Genomic DNA, 21174 nt, shown 5'->3' on the forward strand with positions numbered 1-21174 from the left:
ATCAATGCACTTCCTTTCGCTTCTTGGCCCATTCCATCATGAGCAGCAGCCCGACGGAGAAGGTGACCAGCACCAATGCCACACCATTTGCGGCAGCCACATTAAAATTCTCAACATCCTGGTACACCAGGGTTGTTGCGGTCTGCGTTTTATTCATAATATTACCGGATACGACCAGCACTGCACCGAATTCCCCGAGCGAGCGCGCAACCGTCAAGACTAGACCATACACTACTGCCCAGCGGATCGAAGGCCATGTCACACTCCAGAACGTTCTCCAGCCGTAGGCGCCAAGTGTAGATGCGGCCTCCTCTTGCTGGGAACCGAGTTCCTGCAGGACAGGCATAACCTCTCTGACCATCAGTGGAAAGGTTACAAATAACGTTGCGATCACCATACCCGGGAAGGCATAGACCACATTGAATCCAATCCCTTCAAAAAAAGCGCCCATAATGCTGTTAGGTCCCAACATCAACACAATCATCAAACCGCCAATGACAGGAGATACGGCATAAGGCAGGTCTACAATGCTGTTCAGCAGCCCTTTTATCCGTTCACTCAGCCATCCGGCACGAACCAGATACAGAGCCATCATGATGCCAAACAATGTATTTAACAGGGTGACCACCAGGACAACCAGTCCGGTCATCATCAAAGCGTGTAACGCCTCAGGGCGCATCAGCCCTTTCAGGAATCCACTTGCCCCGTCTTCAAATGCGCCAATAAAAATGCGTCCAAGCGGGATGATCAACAGTACAATAAATACCGCAAACGTCAGTCCGATTAACAGTCGTCTCATCGTCTTCTCCCCCGCATCTGCACCAGATTGATCAGCCAGAGGATCAGGAAGGAGAGCGTCAGGAGCAACACGGATACAGCAGCAGCTCCCGTTGGATTATCACTTTCAATCTCACCGTAAATAAATACGGAAGCGGTCAGTGTTCTGCCCGGAATGTTACCAGCCACCAGCACAACAGCCCCGAATTCAGCCAGTCCTCTGGAGAAAGCGAGCATCCCTCCACTGATCATGCCAGGTGCCATGGACGGCAGAATAACCTGCATGAACGTGCGAGCCTTGGATGCCCCCATCGTGTACGAGGCCTCTTCCTCGGAAGGATCAATTTCTTCCAGCAAAGGCTGCACTGCACGGATAACAAACGGAAACGTGACAAAGGTCATCGCTATAACAATGGCGGGCTGATGAAACACAATCTCAAATCCCATGGTTTCTGCCAGTTTCCCGATGGCACTGACCGGACCCAAAAGCAGCATAATCATCAAGCCACCCACCGCTGTTGGCAGTGCAAACGGGAGATCAACCAGACTGTTAAGAAACGATCGGCCCACAAAGCGATACCTTGTTAACACCCAGGCGATCATCGTGCCCAAAACCACATTAATCAGCGTGGCAATGACGGCCAGCCGAATGGTGAGCAGTACGGCTTTCCACGCGATGGGGTCCATAATGCTCTGAACAAAGTTGCTCCATCCTTCGGAGAAGGAATTGACGTACACACCGATGATTGGAAGTACAATAAGTACGATAAAATATAACAATACGGTACTGCGAAATCCCCAAGTCCATCCCTTATGACGAAGAACGGTATTCATTGCTGCGTTCCCTCCCAGCCTCCGGCTTTAACTCCGGTCGGCAGTCTTCCTGGCTTCAATACGACATTTTTCCTAAGTTGGATGATATTACTTTAATATTATTCCCATTAGTCTACTTGGTTTTGCTTTTCTGATACTTTACCAGTTTGCAGTGCTAATCGTCAATGCTTTTATTGAATATAATTGGGCCTCATATGAGAACGATTAATAAAAATCGCACTGTACACTGCGCGGCCAGAACAACCTTCCGATCACTGTTATCCCCAGATTTCTTTGATCCCCTTTTTTAAGGGGAAATCCGGTGATAAAGGCGAAGCTTATGCTTCCGAAGCAGCTTTCTTACAGAAAGCTTAGAGCTTCCGCTTCTTCAGGTTATTTCTGACCTCTCCGTTATTGTGCGATTTACATATCCGTCTTCATATGTGGTTTGTTTGGTATGTAGTGGTTAAGGTACAATCGAGGGTAAGAAATGAGATCCTAAGGAGTGATTTAACATGTTATATACGAAGAATATATCCACTTCCACACGAGATGAAATGAAAGATATCACATGGGACGTGAAGCAGGTTGTCCAGAGTAGCGGGGTGCAGAATGGGACGGTGCTCATCTACTGTCCACATACGACGGCAGGTATTGCCATCAACGAAAATGCAGACCCGGATGTAAAACATGATGTCTTGTTGCGCCTGGACGAAGTGTACCCTTGGGAGCATCCCGAGTATCGACATGCCGAAGGCAATACAGCCTCTCACCTCAAATCCATTACAACAGGGCCCTCACAGACAGTGATTATTCACGAAGGCAGGCTGCTGCTTGGCCGCTGGCAAGGCATTTACTTTTGTGAATTCGATGGACCACGTGAGCGGGAGTATTTTCTCAAAATCATGGAAGGTTAGATTCGGCGCAACAGGCCTACCACCAACTTATTCATTTTTGCAAACACAAACAGGCGGTCCACCCTCATTTCGGGTCGGAGCCGCCTGACTTGGTCTGCTGCGCATATTAACTTTCGCGAGATAACGTTATACAGAATTAAAGTTATGACAAATCACCGCCCTGAAGTGTAGGGGTGCAACAATAGCGCCATTATTGGACGCCAGGCTGCTGCCCCAGATTGCGGCACAGCACTTTGACATGAGACAGCGCAGACGATTCAATCTCCACAAACGTTAAACGGTCCTGAATGTAATAAGAAATGAATCCGTGCATAGCCAAAAATAGCGTACGCGGTACCCTTTGAATATCCTCTTCCGTACAGTTCTCTTCATTCATATACTGCCTTATAATCGATGCAAATAATTCGAAGCAGCGTCCCTGTTCGGTACGACAATAAGACAACAGTTCTTCGTCCCTGATCATAAACATGATTTCGTATTGGTATGGGTTCTCCAGACCAAAGCGAATAAACTCCATCATAATGTGCTCTACCTTGCTCACATCATCACGAACCGGCCTGACCATGGCTTGCAGCAGCAAATGCCCCAGATGATTAAAATCTTCAACCACGATGGCATAGAACAGCTCTGCCTTTTCCTTAAAGTGATAATACAGCGACCCATGACTATAGCCCAGATGCTGCCCGATGCTTCGCATCGAAATGGCGCGGTATCCTTTGGTAATAAAAAGGTGCCTCGCCGCCTCCAGTATCCGCTCCCTCGACAACTCCTGTTCGACTGCTCTTCTAGCCATATATTTTATTCCCCTTCAATAAAATAAAGCCGCTGTCCCTCCGTGATCCGGGATTGCCCTTGCGTCAAATCCGTGATCCAGGCTATAAATGCCTCGGTTTCACTATCCGGCGGAAGACAAGTCAACGTAACCTTATCGGTGAATCCAGTTTCACCTGTACGGACTTCCCGGCTTCTTAACTCATTTTCCACTTTACCCAGCCACGTATAATCCAGTTCAACAAACACTTCACGATGCAGCACGTTGGTAATGGCTTCTCCGGCTTCAATGGCTGCTACAGCTCCATCCGTATAAGCACGAATTAACCCACCGGCTCCAAGCATAATTCCCCCGAAGTATCGCGTAACCACAATTGCCACATTTTTTAATTTCTGATTTTTGATCACTTCAAGAATGGGTTTCCCTGCTGTTCCGCTGGGTTCCCCGTCATCGGATTGCTTCTGGATCTCATCCCGCTCCCCAATCATGTATGCAGAGCAATTATGAGTCGCGTTCCAATGTTTTTTCTTGATCTCATCAATAAAAGCAACAGCCTCTTCCTCTGTCGTGACCGGCATAATATGACCGATAAATCGCGACTTCTTGATTACAATTTCCAGATTGCCCGGTCCTCGAACCGTGCGATAACGTTCAATCATCCCAAATCCAACTTTCTGATCTTTTCCTGAGTCCATTTTACAAGAAAGCAGTTCACCGCGCGAACGCGGACGAACTGCCCTGGTTATCTACACCCGGAACCCCTGCATCTTACTTGAACAGTGATTCCCGGTTAGATTTACATTACCTTATTCAACTATATGAGCAGACCGATGAATTATTCGGAAAGTCTCGCTTCGAGCGCTGCTTTCTCTTCTTCAAAGCCTGGTTTGCCCAGCAATGCGAACATATTTTTCTTGTAAGCTTCCACGCCTGGTTGGTCAAATGGATTGACGCCCAGCAGGTAGCCACTGATACCGCATGCTTTTTCAAAGAAGTATACCAGATATCCGAAAGAATATGGAGTCATATCTGGAATGTTCACAATCAGGTTTGGTACTTGACCATCTGTATGTGCAAGCAGTGTTCCCTGGAACGCTTTTTTGTTAACAAAGTCCATAGTTTTACCTTCAAGGAAGTTCAGGCCATCCAGATCATCCGGATCGGATTTGATTGAGATATGCTCTGCAACTTCAGTAACCTGAATAACAGTTTCGAAGATATTTCGGCTACCTTCCTGAATGAATTGACCCATGGAGTGCAAGTCTGTAGAGAAATCAACAGACGCAGGATAGATCCCTTTGTAGTCTTTACCTTCACTCTCTCCGAATAACTGTTTCCACCACTCGGATACGAAGTGCAGGGATGGCTCATAGTTTACAAGAATCTCAGTTCCTTTACCTTTGCGATACAATGCGTTACGAACAGCAGCATATTGATATGCCTCATTCTCAGCTACGTTCGGGTTGCTGTATTCCTTGGATGCATCAGCCGCACCTTGCATCATTTCTTCGATGCTGATACCCGCTGCTGCGATTGGCAGCAAACCTACAGCCGTCAGAACGGAGTAACGTCCACCTACATCATCCGGGATAATGAAAGATTCGTATCCTTCTGCATTTGCCAGTTCTTTCAATGCACCACGTGCTTTGTCTGTTGTAGCATAGATGCGTTTGCGAGCTTCTTCCTTACCATATTTCTCTTCCAGTGCTGCACGGAAGATACGGAAAGCAATGGCCGGCTCTGTTGTTGTACCCGATTTGGAGATGACGTTAACGGAGAAATCTTTGCCTTCAACCAGATCCAGCAAATGTGTTACATATGTGGAACTGATATTGTTTCCTGCAAAATAGATTTCAGGCGTTTTGCGTTTGTCTTTTGGCAGATTGTTATAGAAAGAGTGAGTCAGCATTTCAATCGCTGCACGTGCACCCAGGTATGATCCACCGATACCGATAACGATCAGTACTTCGGAGTCGCTTTGGATTTTGGCAGCTGCTTTTTGAATGCGTGCGAACTCTTCTTTGTCATAAGCTGTTGGCAGGTCAATCCAGCCCAGATAGTCGGAGCCTGTTCCTGTTCCGTTGTGAAGCTGCTCGTGAGCCAAACGAATCGGTTCTGCGAAATAGTCCACTTCGTGCTGATTTACAAATTGCAATGCCGTGCTATAGTCAAATGTCACTTTTTTAGCCATGATCTCAAAAACCTCCTGATTTCGATTATAGTGCGTGTTCAAACTTTGTAATCAAAAGCGGACTTCTTGAACAACCTCTTATATTATGTCCGTATTCCATTCTAAACAACTTGCCTTAAGGATACTTCAAATCCACGGGGCTGACAAGCTTGCAGCTCGAACTTTGTCGTTAGAATTCAAGAAGCAAAAAGGGTAAACCGAATCCGCAGGTTGCGGTTCTGCTTACCCTTCTTATGTTATTCCGCCGGGTACGAGCAGACGTAGTCAGTAACGCTGCGTATCTCCAGTTTAAATTTGGATTCGGCAGGCACGTGGAACGTAGCTTGACCTTGAATCTCTTGCCACTCTTCTTCTCCGGGAAGCAATACTTTCAGATCTCCGGACAGAATCTCCATAATTTCACGAGAATCCGTACCGAACTCATAACTGCCTGGAAGCATGATGCCCAGAGTCACTTTGCTGCCATCCCCCAAAATAACCGTTCTGCTGGTTACCTGACCATCATAATAAATGTTGGCCTCTTTCACTACACTGACTTGATCGAATTGTGACATGCGTACCCGCTCCCCTGAAGTTAATGAAAACAAAAGGCAAAACAGATCAGGGCGATCATGAGTCACCGCCCATCTCTGCGGAAATAACTTACTGCCATGGATCAGGACAGCATGATGCTCTCCCAACCATAGCAGCGTTTATGAAGCTATTACAGCAATGCTTTTACGCGGCTAACCACGTTATCCACTGTAAAGCCATACTCTTGGATAACTCGGTCGCCAGGCGCGGAAGCACCGAATGTGCTAATTCCGAGAATGTCACCTTGATCTCCAACATATTTCTCCCAGCCCATTGGATAAGCCATTTCAATTGCAAGACGAGCTTTAACATCCGGAAGAAGAACGGACTCTTTATAAGCTTTGTCTTGTTTCTCGAACAGATCCCAACTTGGCATGCTGATTACGCGAACTTGGATGCCTTGTTCTGCAAGTGCTGCTTGAGCTTTAACAGCCAATTGCACTTCAGAACCTGTAGCGATGATTTGTGCTACCGCTTTGCCATCTTTTGCATCAGAGACAACATAAGCACCACGTTTCACGTTCTCACGTGAACCTTCAACCGTACCTTCCAGGATCGGCAGGTTTTGACGAGTGAGTACGAGTGCAACCGGGTTGCTCTTGTTCTCAAGCGCATAAGCCCAAGCAGCCGAAGTTTCATTACCGTCAGCTGGACGAATAACCGTCAGGTTAGGAATGATACGCAGGGATGCCAATTGCTCGATCGGTTCGTGCGTAGGACCGTCTTCACCAACAGCGATACTGTCGTGAGTCAGAACATACGTTACAGGCAATCCCATCAGGGCAGCCAGACGAACAGCCGGACGCAGGTAATCGGTAAATACGAAGAACGTACCTCCGAATACTTTCACACCGCTGTGCAGTGCCATACCGTTCATTGCTCCAGCCATACCGAATTCACGGATACCGAAGTAGATGTTACGGCCGGAGTAATCTTCAGGTGTGAAGTTCTCCAGGTTGTTCAAGTGAGTCATTGTGGAGCTTTCCAAGTCAGCAGATCCACCTGTCAGTTGTGGCACGTTGTGCGCCAGACCATTCAGAGCGTTACCGGATGCTACACGAGTGGAAAGAGCTTTGTCTGTTGCTGCATATTTAGGAAGATCACGGTCCCAACCTTGTGGAAGGTCACCGTTAATCGCTGTTTCGAATTGAGCTGCCAGCTCAGGGAAAGCTTTTTTGTACTCGGCAAATTTCTCGTCCCAAGCTTTGTTAGCAGAGATACCACGATCTTTCACTTGTGCAAAGTGATCGCGAACTTCAGCTGGTACGTGGAAGTTTTCTTCGTAAACCCATTTGTAATACTCTTTAGTCAATTTGGCTTCGTCTGCACCCAGTGGAGATCCGTGAGTACCGCCGTGGCCGCCTTTACCTTGTTTGTTCGGGCTACCATAACCGATAACCGTTTTAACTTCGATCAGTGTAGGACGCAGTGTATCTGCTTGACCTTCCTGAATTGCTTTTTCGATTGCAGGCAGATCGTTACCATCTTCAACGCGCAGCACTTGCCAGCCATAAGCTTCAAAACGCTTCGCGATGCTTTCGGAAGAAGACAGATCCAATTTACCATCCAACGTGATGTCATTGGAGTCGAACAACATGATCAGTTTTCCCAAGTGCAAACGTCCAGCCAGGGAAGCTGATTCATGAGATACGCCTTCCATCAAGTCACCATCACCACAGATTGCGTAAGTGTAGTGGTCAACTACGTTGAATTTGTCTTTATTGTATGTTGCGCCCAGTTGAGCTTCAGCCATCGCCATACCTACAGCCATTGCAATACCTTGACCCAGTGGGCCGGTTGTTGCATCAACACCTGCAGTATGTCCGAATTCCGGGTGACCCGGAGTTTTGCTTCCCCATTGACGGAACTGTTTCAGTTCTTCCATTGGAAGATCATATCCGCTCAGGTGCAGCAAGCTGTACAACAACATGGAGCCATGTCCTGCAGACAGGACAAAACGGTCCCGGTTAACCCAAGTTGGGTGGTCCGGGTTATGAGTCATCGTTTTTGCAAAAAGTTGGTACCCCATTGGAGCGGAGCCCATAGGCATACCCGGGTGTCCGGAATTTGCCTTCTCAATTGCATCAATCGCCAAAGTACGTACGGTAGTAATCGACAGGTTGTCGATTGTAGTGTTCTCGTCCTTTTGAATCGCTTCGTTCTTGTCAGTCATGGTTTGTCCTCCTCATGTCTTTAGATAAGTCGGGTGCGCAAGCGAATCCCTCTCATCATACAAGCAAACCGAATTTCACAATAAGTGAATCCGCTTGAGTGTTTCATTTTGACTTATTCACTTTTGTATTGTATCACTTGGCGTGAAGCTTTTCCATAACCTTCTTTTAGAAGTTCGTGAAAAATCGGTTGTTTGTGATGAATATTCCTTGGCCTATCAAGCAAAAATCGTACTGTACAAGGTACTAAATTCCAAAAGCAGACTTAAGGAGCCTCGCAAATCCATCGCATGAAGTATAACCTTTTACCTGAAAAACATGCATTTTTTAGATATTCATCCTCAATTCACATATAATGTTCCTGAATATGGATTCGAAAGTCGGGCTGTGGTTTACTTTTCAGATGTACACGCGTCAATCATAGGAGGTCTCGATCATGTCAGAACCTGCTGCTCACTCATCAACATCGGTAAAACACTCATTACCCTGGATATCCGGTATTTTAACGGGGATTCTCTCGGGGGTTGTCCTGGGGTTTTTCCTTAAAATGATTCAGACCTACACAGGTGAACAAGTATATACCCTGCTGCTGAATATTGATTTTGTGCCTGGTCTTCCTCCAACCTTACCCGAAATCATTGAATTTTCTCTGCATCTCATCGTGTCCGTTGTCATCGGTATCTTCTATCTGTGGTGGGTAAGGCATTCAGGCCGCCCTATGTTCAAAGGAATTATGCTCGGTGCAGTTTCGTCCCTGCTCTATATCCCACTCTCTCAATTATCATCACGTGTGCCAGACCTGTACGATGTGTCCGCCATCCTCTACTGGATTGTAGGACATCTGCTGTTTGGTATTATGCTTGGCTTGTGCGGAAAGTATATTATGAATGCAAAAAAAGCGACTCCCGCTTCGTAAACGAATTGGGGTCGCCTTTTTGTTAGTCTATTATGTGGTTCCGAATCAACCTTGCACAGTATTAAAGCATGAGCTTAAAATACAACGGTTTTATTTTCATGAACAAGAACACGGTCTTCGACATGCCATTTCACGGCACGTGCGAGCACAACACGCTCAATGGTACGTCCAATACGCTTCAGCTCGGTTACATCGTCCCCGTGGCTTACACGCTGCACATCCTGTTCAATAATCGGGCCGCCATCCAATTCTTCCGTAACATAGTGCGCTGTCGCACCGATAATTTTGACACCACGGTTGTACGCTTGCGCATACGGTTTACCACCCACAAAGGCTGGCAGGAACGAATGGTGAATATTAATGATTCGATTACGGTAGTGCTCAATGAACATGGGGGAGATGATTTGCATGTAACGAGCCAAAATGATCACATCCACATCGTTGCCGATGACGTCCAGTTGGCGCTGTTCCGCTTCTTTCTTCGTATCTGCTGTTACCGGAATATGATGATATGGAATGCCAAATGATTCTACATAGTCCTTCATGTCCAGATGGTTGCTGACCACAAGAGCAATATCGGCATCCAGGTCACCTGCCTGCCATTGCCACAACAATTCAACCAGACAGTGATCTTCTTTGGATACAAAGATAGCCAGTTTCTTCTTGCGGCTAACCGCAGATAACGTCCACTCCATCTGGAAACGACTTGCTACTTCTGCAAAATCAGCTTCGAGTTTCGGCAAATTGACCAACAATTGCGGAAGATCAAACTCAATCCGCATAAAGAACATGCCCCCAGCAGGGTCCATTGTGTATTGGTCCGACTGCACAATGTTTGCACCATGCTGGTGCAAGAAGTGAGATACGGCAGCAACAATTCCTGGACCATCCGGACAGGAAATGAGCATGCGCGCACGATCGGCGCGGTTTTTAGAATCAGGGCGTACTTGTTTAGCGTGGATCTCCATCGGGTTATTCTTCCTCCTTCAATTAAGCCATGACCTGCGGGATTAACCCGCAAGCCATGCAATCAAGCGATGATTCAGTTGTTCTTCATTCAAATGCGGGAATAATGCAGCTTCAGTCACCATGTCATAGAGGCGTTCCAGCGGTTCGCGCGGATCTGCCTTTTTGGCTTTGGCATCATTTTTGAGCAACGTCCACACATCCAGAATATACGAACGAGACTCAATCTCTTTACCTTTGAAAAAGTGTTGCAACTGTTCTACTTCTGTCAGGAAATCCTGGCCGAATCGACCGGCAACATCCCCACGAAGCAGGGCAATCTCCACCTCATACATTGGACGCTGTGTCTTGGCCTCTTTACCAATCCAAGGTGTCTCCAGAATAAACGGACGTCCTTGAAGCTTTTCATGGTTAACGATGCGGTTAATCGCTTCAAACCCGATCCAGCCAGAGCCAATTGGTGTATGACGGTCCTTGTGCGCACCCACAGCATTCTTACTATCATTAATATGCATTACGGCAATACGGTCAAGTCCTACTGTACGATCGAATTGTTCCAGTACACCGTCAATATCATTAACAATATCGTATCCGGCATCATGAATGTGGCATGTATCCATACACACAGTCAGGCGCTCGTTATACGTTACTTTCTCGATGATCTGGGCGATCTCTTCGAAACTGCGCCCCATCTCCGTACCTTTGCCAGCCATGGTCTCCAGAGCGATGTTCACATCCGTCTCTTTCACACCCTCCAGCACTTCATTCAACCCTTCTGCGATCCGTCCGATCCCATAGTGGGCATCTTTATCTGTAAAAGCGCCGGGATGTAATACGATGTTTTTGACACCAATGGCATGTGTACGACGGATCTCTTCCTGAAGGAAATCTACAGCAAGTCTATACGTGTTGTCTTTGTATGAGCCAAGATTAATAATGTATGGTGCATGGACAACGATATCTTCCATTCCACCCTCTTGCATGGCAAGTTTGCCTTCTTCAATATACATGGATTCAATTGGCTTACGACGTGTATTCTGTGGTGCACCCGTATATATCATAAACGAACTGGAACCGTACGAAGACGCTTCCTTCGTTGCACTCAATAATCCCTTGTCCGAAAAGGACACGTGGGAGCCGATTTTCAGCATTATTGATCCCCCTTAATCTGAATTATCCCTTATTCTAACGCGATTATCGAAATAAATCTAGAAATGCGCTATAATTCGGGATAGAGGCTATTTTTAACAGCTACTATGTGGAACATGGGTAGGCGAATCCGTCTTTCCGTGAAAATCAATGAACCGAGGTGACTCCGCAATGATTTTCGGCTCCTACGCGATGATACTGACTAGCAGTTCCCCCAGCAATTGGTTTATGAATACAATCGCATTCTGGACTTTTTTATTGCTTGGCAGCATGTGTATCGGTGGATTTTTCATGATGCGCAAGTTTTTGAAAGTGCTACCAAAAGCAGACGGAAAGTCCAAACTGGATTGGCAGAATTATTGGGTTGAAGCCAGCCGTCACTTGTGGACTGATGAAGCCAAAGCTTTTTTGGATCAACTCGTGGAGCCTGTACCTGGGCCATTTCGTGACATCGCCAAACATTCCATTGCTGCAGAGATTGGTAAAATTGCAGTCGAAGACAACGCCACGGAAGTATCGAGAGATCATTGCATCAAAGGATACATTATTGCCACACCGAAGCGGGATAATAAGTTTTTGGTAAAATTTTTGGAGAAAAACAAAATCGATTATTCCCCTTATCAACATTTGATTAAATAAAATAAAAGATGAGTTAAGTGGCATATGGATTGGGTTAATTAGATGCAGATATGCTCCGTCAGGTAAGTCGTTCCCAACAGGCATTGCTTACCGCACGGGGCTGTTTGTCGATCCAACGGTATATATCAGCGCAGTGAAAATACAGAGAGGATGTTTGATATGAAAATTGCCATTTGTGGAGGTACCGGATTTGTGGGGGGAGCACTTGTAGATTACTGGCTGCAAGCCGGGCACCATGTGAAAGTTATTACACGAAAACTGCCTGACTTGCATAATCCAAGTAAAAATCTTTCATATATATCGTGGGATCAAGTCGAAGAACAACCTCACTTGCTGGAAGGTATGGACGCTCTTGTTAACCTTGCCGGAGAAACGCTGAATCAACGCTGGACAACCAAGGCGAAGCTGGAGATTGTTGAATCCAGAGTCACGACCGTAGCGCGGGTAGCCCGATTGGTGGAATCCCTGGAACAAAAGCCGGAAGTCGTCGTTCAGGCTTCTGCGATGGCCATCTATGGAACCTCCCCTAATGAAACCTTCGACGAGAGCAGTCCGCAAAAATCCATGAATTTCCCTTCCCGGGTCTCGGAACAATGGGAAGTTGCTGCAGATGCAATCAAAAATGTAAGACTCGTTAAAATCAGGGTGAGTCTGGTGCTTGGACATAAAAGAGGAGCTTTTCCATTGATGAAACTCCCTTATATGCTGGGTGTTGGTGGCAAGATCGGCAGTGGCAAGCAATGGACTAGCTGGATTCACATTATGGATATCGTAAGACTTATTGATTTTAGCATTCAAAATAAACAAGTGTCAGGTCCGGTCAATGCTTCCTCACCGAACCCTGTTACCAATGATGAATTCGGTCGTACGGTCGGTAAAGTGTATCATCGCCCTCACTGGTTCCCCGTACCCAGCTTCCTGATTAAAACCTTGGTCGGAGAACTATCCGTTGTCGTGCTTCAAGGGCAGAGAGTCATTCCGCAAAAAGCTCTCGACCACGGATTCCAGTTCACCTTCCCAACCTTAACCCAGGCACTGGAAGATCTGAAGCACCGCGGCTTATCTGACTGATTGAACTATGCCTTATCCAACCGACCGATAAGTGTAGACTGATTCCGCAAGTGTAAATGTGTCTCCATCTGCCAATGGATACTCCTTATACGGAGCAAGAATATTGCCCTGAAGAATGGTTCCATTGACGGAACCCAGATCCTTAATCACATAGCCCGATTTGTTCCGGCTCAATTCCACATGAGCACGGGACACGCCGGTCGCTGTGTCCACCCACTGAACCATGTCTGCTGATCTTCCGATGACAAAAGATGCTCCTTGCACATCCATCCGTTCATGTTGGTCTCCGGTGCCAGATTTTCGTTCAAGATAATAAGACGCCATCACTGGGCCTTCCCCTGTAAAGTTACCTTTAGCCAGATTCTGCAAATTCACGGTTGCCTCCGCAACTGCATCATGTCGAATTAGCTCTGAAGTTGAAGCTACCGTTTCCACATGGCGTTGAACGAGGGGTGGTTCGGAGTGTTCAGGTGTCATATGCAGACTTTGATAACGGGAATGCTCGCTACCACCTTCTGAGGCGGATGCAACCGTTTGGTTTATGCGTTCCACTGGCCTTTCAGCTGTATTCCAGCGCCAACTTTCCTGAAATTGTTCCTCATCATCTTCCGTTCGCTTGCCTTTGTTCTTACCTAAATTGAATGATAAAGAACGCTTATTCTCTGCGTTATTCTGAGGGTTTTCCTTGCGCTTCCACGTCCATCCTGCTACACCAAACAAGCCAAGGCTCAGTACCATGCACAGGATCATCTGCGTCTGTCCCGGTTGCTCCATGTAAATAAATCTCCATACCAATGCCATGGCAACCATACAGCCCAATATGATATAAGTTACTTTGGAAGATCCGGGCTTTTCCTCCACTTCCATATCAACACGCTCTAGCGAATCATACGAGTTACTTCCTTTCTTATCCATACCGTTTGAACTCTCTAATGGAACTTGCTCAGGTGAGCGCCTGCCTGGAAAGGTTCGAGATCTCACCGGAATGTCTTCAACCTCGAATTCACTTGTTTTCTGCGGCTGACGGAAATTTAGTTGCGGCCCCACAGGAGCATTTTGAACGGGAGCACCGGGTTGATATGGCTGAGAAGTACCAGTGGCTAGCCTGCTATCTCGCTCAGAAATCGACGAATGAAGATCACCTCTTGGATCATTGAGTGTTTCCGACTTTCTTGACGAGAGAAATGCTGCGCCTCCTCCATTCTCTTGCTCGTCAGCATATAATTCCAGCAAAAGCTCTCGTAACTGTCTGATATCCCAGCGTTCGTTGTCACATAACTGCAGAACACGCTGAATCCCTTCTCCCTGCAGTTCCTGTACATGTGCCATCAATCCGATCACCAGCTCACGGAATTGCTGAGGTGTGGGATCAACTTCAACCGTATCCATGATTGGTACATATACCATCCCAAGTTCACCCTGTTCGAATGAACCGTTGATGAACAAGTACTCTTCCTGGATCAATAATTTACGTGGCTCCAACATATACTGTCGGCATTCCGTGAAGGCATCTGCTAGTTGAAACAACAGACCATACAGAACACGCAATTTGATTTTGCTTGACTTTAACATCTGAGATAACATCTTGTACCCTGATATGTCGTACTGCAAAGTTACATTTCGATCGACTTCCCGAATATGAACAGGAAGAAGTCGCGGAATCTGATTGGAGGACAACATCCCCATCTGTACCCGGCTCAATTCCTCGATTCGTAACCCGTCTTCTTTCTCCAAAACCATGAACGCTCCGCCGTTACGAATAAAATCTCTCGTTAATCCATACATGCCAATCCTCTCTTTCCATTGCTATATAGGTTCAACTAAAGAATGTTACACTGGGCACTTCGATGACGGAACAACCTTCCGATCGCTGTTATCCCCAGATTTCTTGATTCCTTTTTTCAAGGGAAAAATCCTGAGACAAGCACCGTGATAAACCCAGGTAACACTGCCAGCATAAACGGAAACTTCAATGTCTTCTCTGTGTTAAACAGCTTGAGGGAACCGAGCATGAAGAATCCGGCAAGATTGCCTGCCATGCCCCGAATCCGTTTCGCTGAGTCCTTTCGGAATAGAAGTATCACTAAACCAATGGCTCCCGCGTACAAAACGGAGTAAATAATGACATGAATGCCAAAAGCAAGTCCCGTCCATGCGCCAATCCCACCAAACAATTTCACATCTCCTGCCCCTACTGCGCCAATAGCATACATCAGAAACAAAATACCAAAACCTGCTGCAAATCCAGCGACTGAGAACAAGAAACCATCCCAACCTCCCCATATGATATGGGTCAGAACACCTGCAACAGTCACGGGTAAAGTCAATCGATTTGGAATTTTCATGGAACGAATATCTGTAATAAAAGCTGCAATTACGTATATGCAACAAGCAATGTAGAGCCACTCCACCTCCATCATCCCCTTCCTTATTTTCTGGAGGCCACCGTAAACGTAGTCTCCGTCTTGGCACCGTCCCCTGTCTCGACAACAAAACTCCATGTTCCTTCTGTTGTCCGAGTACCAACAAACCAGTTCCATTCAATAATTCCATTCTCATCTGCGGTGGCCCAACCGATGTGCTTCGCAACACTTTCACCTGACTTGTAAAATATCGTTAAGTTGGCTGTCGCTCCTGGTTCTACCTTCACCTTAATCGTTGCATTGTTGCCTATGTAAGCCGGGTCAGGCTTCGACAGTACCGTTGCTGAACCCGCAGAATCCCCGTCTCCTGCACTGCCATCTGACCCTTCTCCGGTATCTCCAATCCATACCCGTTCTGCCGCAGCAGCCTGAATCCGAAGCGGTTTACTGAGAAAGGGAACTTTTACCGGCAATTCATAACTCAATTCAAGTCGGAAATATGGATTGGTTTTGTTTTTGAGATCAGGTATCGAAATACCATTCACATGAACACGTTCCATATTCAGCAGAGTTGGCTCGATAAATGGTTGAAGCAGCGGTTTTACTGTGGGATCAAGTACGGTTTCCAAGACGGATGTTTTGATCTCCTGTAGTGGCTGTTCACCACTGGCCGCAGCTGAACGTACCCAATCACTTAATGGCTCGGGTAAAGAAGAAGCATAACCTTCTGCCCATTCCGTCAGAGACAATTCCGGTATCTTCCACCCCCCTCCAGAACCTTCACCACCTGCAGAATCAGAAGGTGTGAATGCAAGGGAAACCGGATATATTTTCGTTGATAACTGCTTCACCGCTTCCCCTGCTGTGCTCTGTAACGCTGTGGAGATTAGAGTCATTTGCACTATGAAGATGAGAAACATAATAAAGAATAGAAAAACAGGCAAAACCAGTGAAGCTTCCAGAACCATGCTGCCCTGATCCTTTTTCGGAGAACATATCTGTTTATTTAAAGACTTCAAACGTTGCAATCTGATTATTCTTGTTAAACGAATCTGCAATTGTGCGCGTTCTTTTTCATATTGTTGCTGCTTGTCCATAATCCCTCCACCGAAACGATCCTGATCATTCAATAGGAATAATCCGCCTTCCGCTCAATGAAAAATCGCCCATCTTCAACCTGGTCCGCACTACCCATAACTGCACCTATGCTTCTAACCACCCCTGGTAAAAACCACAGCTTGATACTGCTGCGCATGTTACCCGAAGCATACGTCTGTTTCTCATCTGGGTTCACACCCGTATTCAATCGAATTAGCGCCAGCATTCTGGACATTTTGCGTTGATTGTTACTGTGCATCAAGAGGAACAATCGAAGATGGTCCCTGTACGTCAGTTTGACTTTGACATACTTGGACAATTCCACACTGCCCTCTTTCGCGAGTTTCACCATATCGGCAATGGCGTTTGTAATTCCGTATAAGATGGCTGCCGATAATACCAAAAGTGGATTCCCCAGCTTGCTGTGCTCAATTAACCCTTCTGCGGTTCGAATAGCCAGCCGCATCCCAAATATCTCCGCATATGCCGCAGCGATGTTACCCGATGGATTATGAAACCCGTAGACGATATACTCCAGTTCCTGATTCTCCAGTTTGAAGACATCACCAGCATCTCCACCACCTTCAGTCCAGGTAAATAACTGACCAAAATCCATGGAGTTGAAATAGGCTAAAGCATATTCATTCTGAAATAATTCGTCGCCAAGACTGTCCAGCAGACCGGACATCCCGCCAAACAAACTGTCCATTCCCTTCATGGCATCGCCACCAGAGTCATAGGGATCTCCAGCAATCTCTGCCTTTTTGGCTTCCTCACGACTAGCCTTGTTAAAAGAAATATTAGCGTTGTAATATTCCTCCAACTGTTTGAAAGCGTCCATGGACCCCGAACTTCCATTCTGAATCTGCGACAAGATTCGTTTGACTTCCTTTAATTTCCCTTTGGATTCCTTATCATTTGCTTTGCGCTCAGCATCCGACCCACGACCACTCTCCAGCTGCTGCTTACTTTGCAGGATGAGATTGGCAGGACCGCTACGTACATAGGTGTCCATATATCGTTCCGTAACCTGACTTGCCTGTCTGACCGCCGGTTTAATCGGAACACCGCTCATGGCCGTGACACTGCGAAGCTGTGTATTCAATTCCATGTTGTCTCTTCTGACGTTAGAGAAGTCAGAATTCTGGGAAACAACCCGTGCCTTCAATTGATCAAATAGGCTATCTGCCCTCACAAGCTCCGAAGCAAGAGAACGTGTACTTTTGGCTTCAGTGCCTGATCCTGTAGACGCAGGACTCGTTCCAGGCAGATTCGAGTTGCCCACGTTGTCATAGCTGGCATTCTGCGAACGGTTCTCCCCCTCCGCGATCACACGTTTCATTTCCTCATTGATCTTGCGTGCTTCTTCGATTTTGGACTGTGCTTCCTCCAACTTCGTTTGATGGGCCTGTAACGCGGGCTGCATGATCATGCTGATGCCTGTCACCACATTACTAACACCGGTCCGATAACGAGCCAGTTCCAATATGTATCGTTGCTCTCTGAACGGCAATCCCTCATCCGCCTGTTTCTTGTTAAGATAATCTGCATAACGTGCTGCTGCCTCGGCAGCTGTCTCCGGTGTTTCTTCCAACATTTCTTCATAGATGGCTTGTGAAGGCGGGTCCATGATTAACTTAGGAAGGTTCTTCAGTTTCTCCGCGGATTCCGTCTGGTTGGCAACGGCATCGTCCAGTAGTTCTTCACGTTTGTCATATAACTTCTGTAATTTTTTCAGCAAGTCTACCGTGTGCGCGGCTTCCTTCATCTCATCCGATATCGGTTTGAACCGATTGATCACTTCAAGGGTAAAATCAACCGGAGCCCGATACTTCATATCTTCCTGAATCTGGCGATTAAATATTTCGTATCTGCCCAGTTCACGCTCCATACTCATCGAAGTAGTATCCCACTGGATATCCAGAATGGGGAATCCATCTTTTACAGCTGAAGGCTTCACGCTATCATTCAGCACTTTAGCCATAATTGCATCGCCACCGCTGTCGCCATACCCGAATAAACCATACTCCCGTAGTGAGGTGTCATAGGCTGACATGACCGATCTCATCGCAGCATGAGTCATGCGTTCGGTCTGCACCTTGAATGCCGCTATACGAGCGTAATCAATAAATATTGCGACAAACATATAAACTCCGGCCAATATTAATATTAAAAAAAGGGTTACGGCTCCCGACTCACCGTCTTTTTTTCTAAACAGCTTCGCCCTCCTCCTTTTCTCACTTTTTGCTTTTGCCAAAATGCTGCACAACCTGTCCGGCCTCTGCCGCTGTACTGGTCGCCGCACCACCCTTGCCTTTAAACTTGGCTGCGTAATAACGGACCAAATCTACCGTTCGAATGAATTCAACCGGTTCAACAACTGCGGACGATCCTTGAGTGAGGACACGGTTACCTGAATCGAACAAAAAAGAAGGAAGAGGCAATGAAATTACCTGCTCCAGCTTGGTCGTTATCTTCCGCTGAATCAAAGAATTCTGATACTCAATCGTTCCTTTCATGGCTGAGGGCATCTGTTGCACCGCTTGTGCTAGCTTCTGTTCCGAGAGACTTCCACCTTCACCAGCAGGTATAGCAACGCTAACCTGATTGTCCGCTCCCGCCCAGCCAAACAGCGCGCCTAGCATACGATCATCCGTCAGTCTCCAGTACAGATTGTCATGTTCCCCAGCGACAAATTCACCCGTCATCGCCTGTTTGTGGCTGTTGTCCCAGCTATAGGCTGCACGTTCCGAAGCTGCATAAGCATGTTGATTCAAGAATGTCTTTTGATACATGTACATGGTGAAAAAGAGCAATAACACAAGAATAAACAGCACGACAGGGAAGATCAGGGAGGCTTCAACGGTGAAGCTCCCTTCTTCCTTTTTGAACTTGTTATTCGAAAAATTCATTACTTTTATCGCTAACATTCTTCAACAGTCTCTCTACCAACGTCTTAATTTGGTTTTTAAAAATCAAAGCAATAATGATAATAACCCCGATAATCAGAATCAGCTCCAACGTGCCGAGTCCGTCCTCTTCCTCCCAGAATCCGCTTACCTTGTTCTTCAATACTTCCATCATCCCAATTCCTCCTACATATTCATCATCATAAAAGCAGGTGCCCCGATCATGACCACAATCGTAAAAAAGATCAGTACCATCGGAAACACCAGTTTGGAAGAAGCCTGTTCTCCCTTCGCCCGACTGACAGCCTTGCGTTTCTCCCACAACACATGTGACAGATCTCGCAGCGCCAATACAAAGTCACCTCCCCCACGCCGGAAATTCAGCAGCACCGTTGTCGTAAAAATCGTCACTTCCTGTACACCGCAGCGGCGACTGAACTGTTCAAATGATTGTTGAAACGAGTAACCATTATTCCAATCTCCCACCGTCTTTCTGAGTTCGTTGTACAACGGATGATTCCGTTCCCCCTGGCTTGTCACACAGTGAACGATGGCACGTTGCACGGTCTCCCCTGCGCCCACTAATAGAACAATTCGGTTCAGCAGCTCGGGCAGCTCCATAAGGATGTCCTGATCTCTACGCTGGACCTTGGTATTGAGGTCTTTATAGAGTGCAAAAGGTAAAGCTATTCCTAACGCGAGTCCACCTACCATACCTCCGATGCCCATATCTCCAACAAGTGATAACAGGCAGCCCACCAGCAGCATGAGCCACGTATAGGTCAACATCTCAGCGCAATAAAGCATCGTTTTCTCTCCACTGTGCTGTATGCCATACATTTTCTGAATGGCATGTTGCATTCGAAACATGAGAACTGGCAATCTGCGTCCAATCTCGAACTTGTCCAATATAAACAGGAAGGGGCCATGCAATTTTTTCAGTCGTAATCCTTCCATATCCAGCTTGCGCAGATGCCGGTAGGTCTGCCCCCGGGTTCGATCCAGCACCAGCCATCCCGCTCCGAGCATCCCTGCGACTATAACGGGAAGCAGCATCGTTTCAGCTCCTTATACTTTGATATCCATAATGCGATTAATCCACAGATAACAGCAGGCGAGTACTGCCAAGGCACCACTAGAGATGAGATACCCCATCCCGCTATATAACGGCTCCATAAAGTCCTTGGCGGTCAGATTGAGAAATATCAGAAAAATAAATGGAGCGGCAAACATCACCTTTGATTCAAACTTTTTCTGCGATACTGCGACCATAATATCCTGCTGAATATCCAGCTTCTCACCAATCACCGCAGAGGTACGACGCACAACCTCAACCAGATCCCCGCCAGTTCGTTTGCACGTAATGAACACATCTGCAAAATTCGTAATATCCTCAATCTGCGCCCGATCCGAAAAATCCTGTAGTGCCTCTTCAATTGGTTGTCCATACTCCATCCGTGTACGCAATATCGTGAACTCACGAATCAGATCGGTATCGGCTTCCGGGTTCAACATCCGCAGATCCTCTACCGATTCCTTGAATCCATTTTCCACCGATTTTCCTGCGGCCAGTGCCGAAGATAATGCATATAACGCTTGCTTAAAATGTAAACTGAGTGTCATTCTTTTTCGTTCCAACAGCACTTTATTCCAATGTTTTGGTACCCATATGCAACCCGCAGCCAAGATTGCTCCAGCCAACCAGTGATGGTAGAACAGAATTCCGATGCCAAAAAACAGCAGACCACTAATCAACATACAGACCATTCGTTGTCTCCGAGAAAGCGTATATACGGTGTAATCCGTCAACATCTGTCTGGCTTCACCCAACAGTAATCACCTTCCAATA

Annotated in this window: 21 protein-coding genes; 4 read left to right on the forward strand and 17 right to left on the reverse strand. The window is 46.7% G+C overall.

Annotation, left to right across the window (positions count from 1 at the left end; genetic code table 11):
* Window position 1: 1 nt before the first annotated feature.
* Window positions 2-799 carry a sulfate ABC transporter permease subunit gene (locus QVE09_RS20100; protein ID WP_315938220.1) on the reverse strand — a complete coding sequence of 266 codons (798 nt, stop codon included), beginning with the start codon at window positions 797-799 and terminating at the stop codon, window positions 2-4.
* On the reverse strand, window positions 796-1611 hold the full coding sequence (gene cysT / locus QVE09_RS20105; RefSeq protein ID WP_315938221.1) for a sulfate ABC transporter permease subunit CysT: 816 nt from the start codon (window positions 1609-1611) through the stop codon (window positions 796-798). The genes QVE09_RS20100 and cysT overlap by 4 nt, the downstream gene beginning before the upstream one ends.
* Window positions 1612-2105: 494 nt before the next feature.
* On the opposite strand from cysT, the gene QVE09_RS20110 reads away from it, so the two are divergent.
* Complete coding sequence (locus QVE09_RS20110) at window positions 2106-2507, forward strand: secondary thiamine-phosphate synthase enzyme YjbQ (protein ID WP_076327247.1); 402 nt, start codon at window positions 2106-2108, stop codon at window positions 2505-2507.
* Window positions 2508-2697: 190 nt separating this feature from the next.
* Here the strand turns inward: QVE09_RS20110 and QVE09_RS20115 are convergent, their stop codons facing one another.
* From QVE09_RS20115 to tkt, 5 genes are all read right to left on the reverse strand, one after another.
* Entirely contained in the window at window positions 2698-3300 is a 603-nt protein-coding gene (locus tag QVE09_RS20115; protein WP_017689980.1) for a TetR/AcrR family transcriptional regulator, read from the reverse strand.
* Between the two features lie 5 nt (window positions 3301-3305).
* Entirely contained in the window at window positions 3306-3938 is a 633-nt protein-coding gene (locus QVE09_RS20120) for a YigZ family protein (RefSeq protein ID WP_036669098.1), read from the reverse strand.
* 176 nt (window positions 3939-4114) lie between these two features.
* A complete protein-coding gene (locus QVE09_RS20125) occupies window positions 4115-5470 on the reverse strand; it encodes a glucose-6-phosphate isomerase (protein WP_017689982.1) in 1356 nt (451 codons plus the stop codon).
* A 236-nt stretch (window positions 5471-5706) separates the two neighbouring features.
* Entirely contained in the window at window positions 5707-6024 is a 318-nt protein-coding gene (ppnP, locus tag QVE09_RS20130; protein ID WP_017689983.1) for a pyrimidine/purine nucleoside phosphorylase, read from the reverse strand.
* A 149-nt stretch (window positions 6025-6173) separates the two neighbouring features.
* Entirely contained in the window at window positions 6174-8216 is a 2043-nt protein-coding gene (gene tkt, locus QVE09_RS20135) for a transketolase (RefSeq protein ID WP_315938222.1), read from the reverse strand.
* A gap of 434 nt (window positions 8217-8650) precedes the next feature.
* Between tkt and QVE09_RS20140 the strand changes: the two genes are divergently transcribed.
* The gene (locus QVE09_RS20140) at window positions 8651-9130 is read left to right on the forward strand and encodes a hypothetical protein (protein ID WP_315938223.1); all 480 of its coding nucleotides are present in this window, start codon (window positions 8651-8653) and stop codon (window positions 9128-9130) included.
* Between the two features lie 74 nt (window positions 9131-9204).
* On the opposite strand, the gene purU is transcribed toward QVE09_RS20140, so the two are convergent.
* Window positions 9205-10098 (reverse strand): formyltetrahydrofolate deformylase, encoded by an 894-nt coding sequence (purU, locus tag QVE09_RS20145; protein ID WP_017689986.1) that lies wholly within the window; start codon window positions 10096-10098, stop codon window positions 9205-9207.
* 42 nt (window positions 10099-10140) lie between these two features.
* Entirely contained in the window at window positions 10141-11247 is a 1107-nt protein-coding gene (locus QVE09_RS20150) for a deoxyribonuclease IV (protein ID WP_315938224.1), read from the reverse strand.
* A gap of 169 nt (window positions 11248-11416) precedes the next feature.
* Here QVE09_RS20150 and QVE09_RS20155 point away from each other — a divergent pair, with 169 nt between their 5' ends.
* Together QVE09_RS20155 and QVE09_RS20160 are read left to right on the forward strand one after the other, a co-directional pair.
* The gene (locus tag QVE09_RS20155) at window positions 11417-11884 is read left to right on the forward strand and encodes a DUF2621 domain-containing protein (protein WP_315938225.1); all 468 of its coding nucleotides are present in this window, start codon (window positions 11417-11419) and stop codon (window positions 11882-11884) included.
* A 159-nt stretch (window positions 11885-12043) separates the two neighbouring features.
* Window positions 12044-12955, forward strand: a complete 912-nt coding sequence (locus QVE09_RS20160; RefSeq protein WP_315938226.1) for a TIGR01777 family oxidoreductase — start codon at window positions 12044-12046, stop codon at window positions 12953-12955.
* Window positions 12956-12967: 12 nt separating this feature from the next.
* Here the strand turns inward: QVE09_RS20160 and QVE09_RS20165 are convergent, their stop codons facing one another.
* The 8 genes from QVE09_RS20165 to QVE09_RS20200 all read right to left on the reverse strand — a co-directional run bounded on the left by QVE09_RS20165 (window position 12968) and on the right by QVE09_RS20200 (window position 21137).
* A complete protein-coding gene (locus tag QVE09_RS20165) occupies window positions 12968-14740 on the reverse strand; it encodes a DUF6382 domain-containing protein (RefSeq protein ID WP_315938227.1) in 1773 nt (590 codons plus the stop codon).
* Window positions 14741-14856: 116 nt separating this feature from the next.
* The gene (locus tag QVE09_RS20170) at window positions 14857-15372 is read right to left on the reverse strand and encodes an A24 family peptidase (protein ID WP_315938228.1); all 516 of its coding nucleotides are present in this window, start codon (window positions 15370-15372) and stop codon (window positions 14857-14859) included.
* Between the two features lie 11 nt (window positions 15373-15383).
* Window positions 15384-16415, reverse strand: a complete 1032-nt coding sequence (locus QVE09_RS20175) for a pilus assembly protein (protein ID WP_397387075.1) — start codon at window positions 16413-16415, stop codon at window positions 15384-15386.
* 29 nt (window positions 16416-16444) lie between these two features.
* Window positions 16445-18562, reverse strand: a complete 2118-nt coding sequence (locus QVE09_RS20180) for a hypothetical protein (protein ID WP_315938230.1) — start codon at window positions 18560-18562, stop codon at window positions 16445-16447.
* Between the two features lie 91 nt (window positions 18563-18653).
* Window positions 18654-19346, reverse strand: coding sequence for a TadE/TadG family type IV pilus assembly protein (locus QVE09_RS20185; RefSeq protein WP_315938231.1), 693 nt, complete (start codon window positions 19344-19346; stop codon window positions 18654-18656).
* The gene (locus tag QVE09_RS20190) at window positions 19312-19500 is read right to left on the reverse strand and encodes a Flp1 family type IVb pilin (protein WP_315938232.1); all 189 of its coding nucleotides are present in this window, start codon (window positions 19498-19500) and stop codon (window positions 19312-19314) included. The genes QVE09_RS20185 and QVE09_RS20190 overlap by 35 nt, the downstream gene beginning before the upstream one ends.
* An 11-nt stretch (window positions 19501-19511) precedes the next feature.
* Complete coding sequence (locus tag QVE09_RS20195) at window positions 19512-20381, reverse strand: type II secretion system F family protein (protein ID WP_315938233.1); 870 nt, start codon at window positions 20379-20381, stop codon at window positions 19512-19514.
* Window positions 20382-20393: 12 nt separating this feature from the next.
* Window positions 20394-21137, reverse strand: coding sequence for a type II secretion system F family protein (locus tag QVE09_RS20200; RefSeq protein WP_315938390.1), 744 nt, complete (start codon window positions 21135-21137; stop codon window positions 20394-20396).
* Window positions 21138-21174 lie beyond the last annotated feature (37 nt).

It is taken from the genome of Paenibacillus sp. ClWae2A, from assembly GCF_032452295.1.
Lineage (GTDB): Bacteria > Bacillota > Bacilli > Paenibacillales > Paenibacillaceae > Paenibacillus.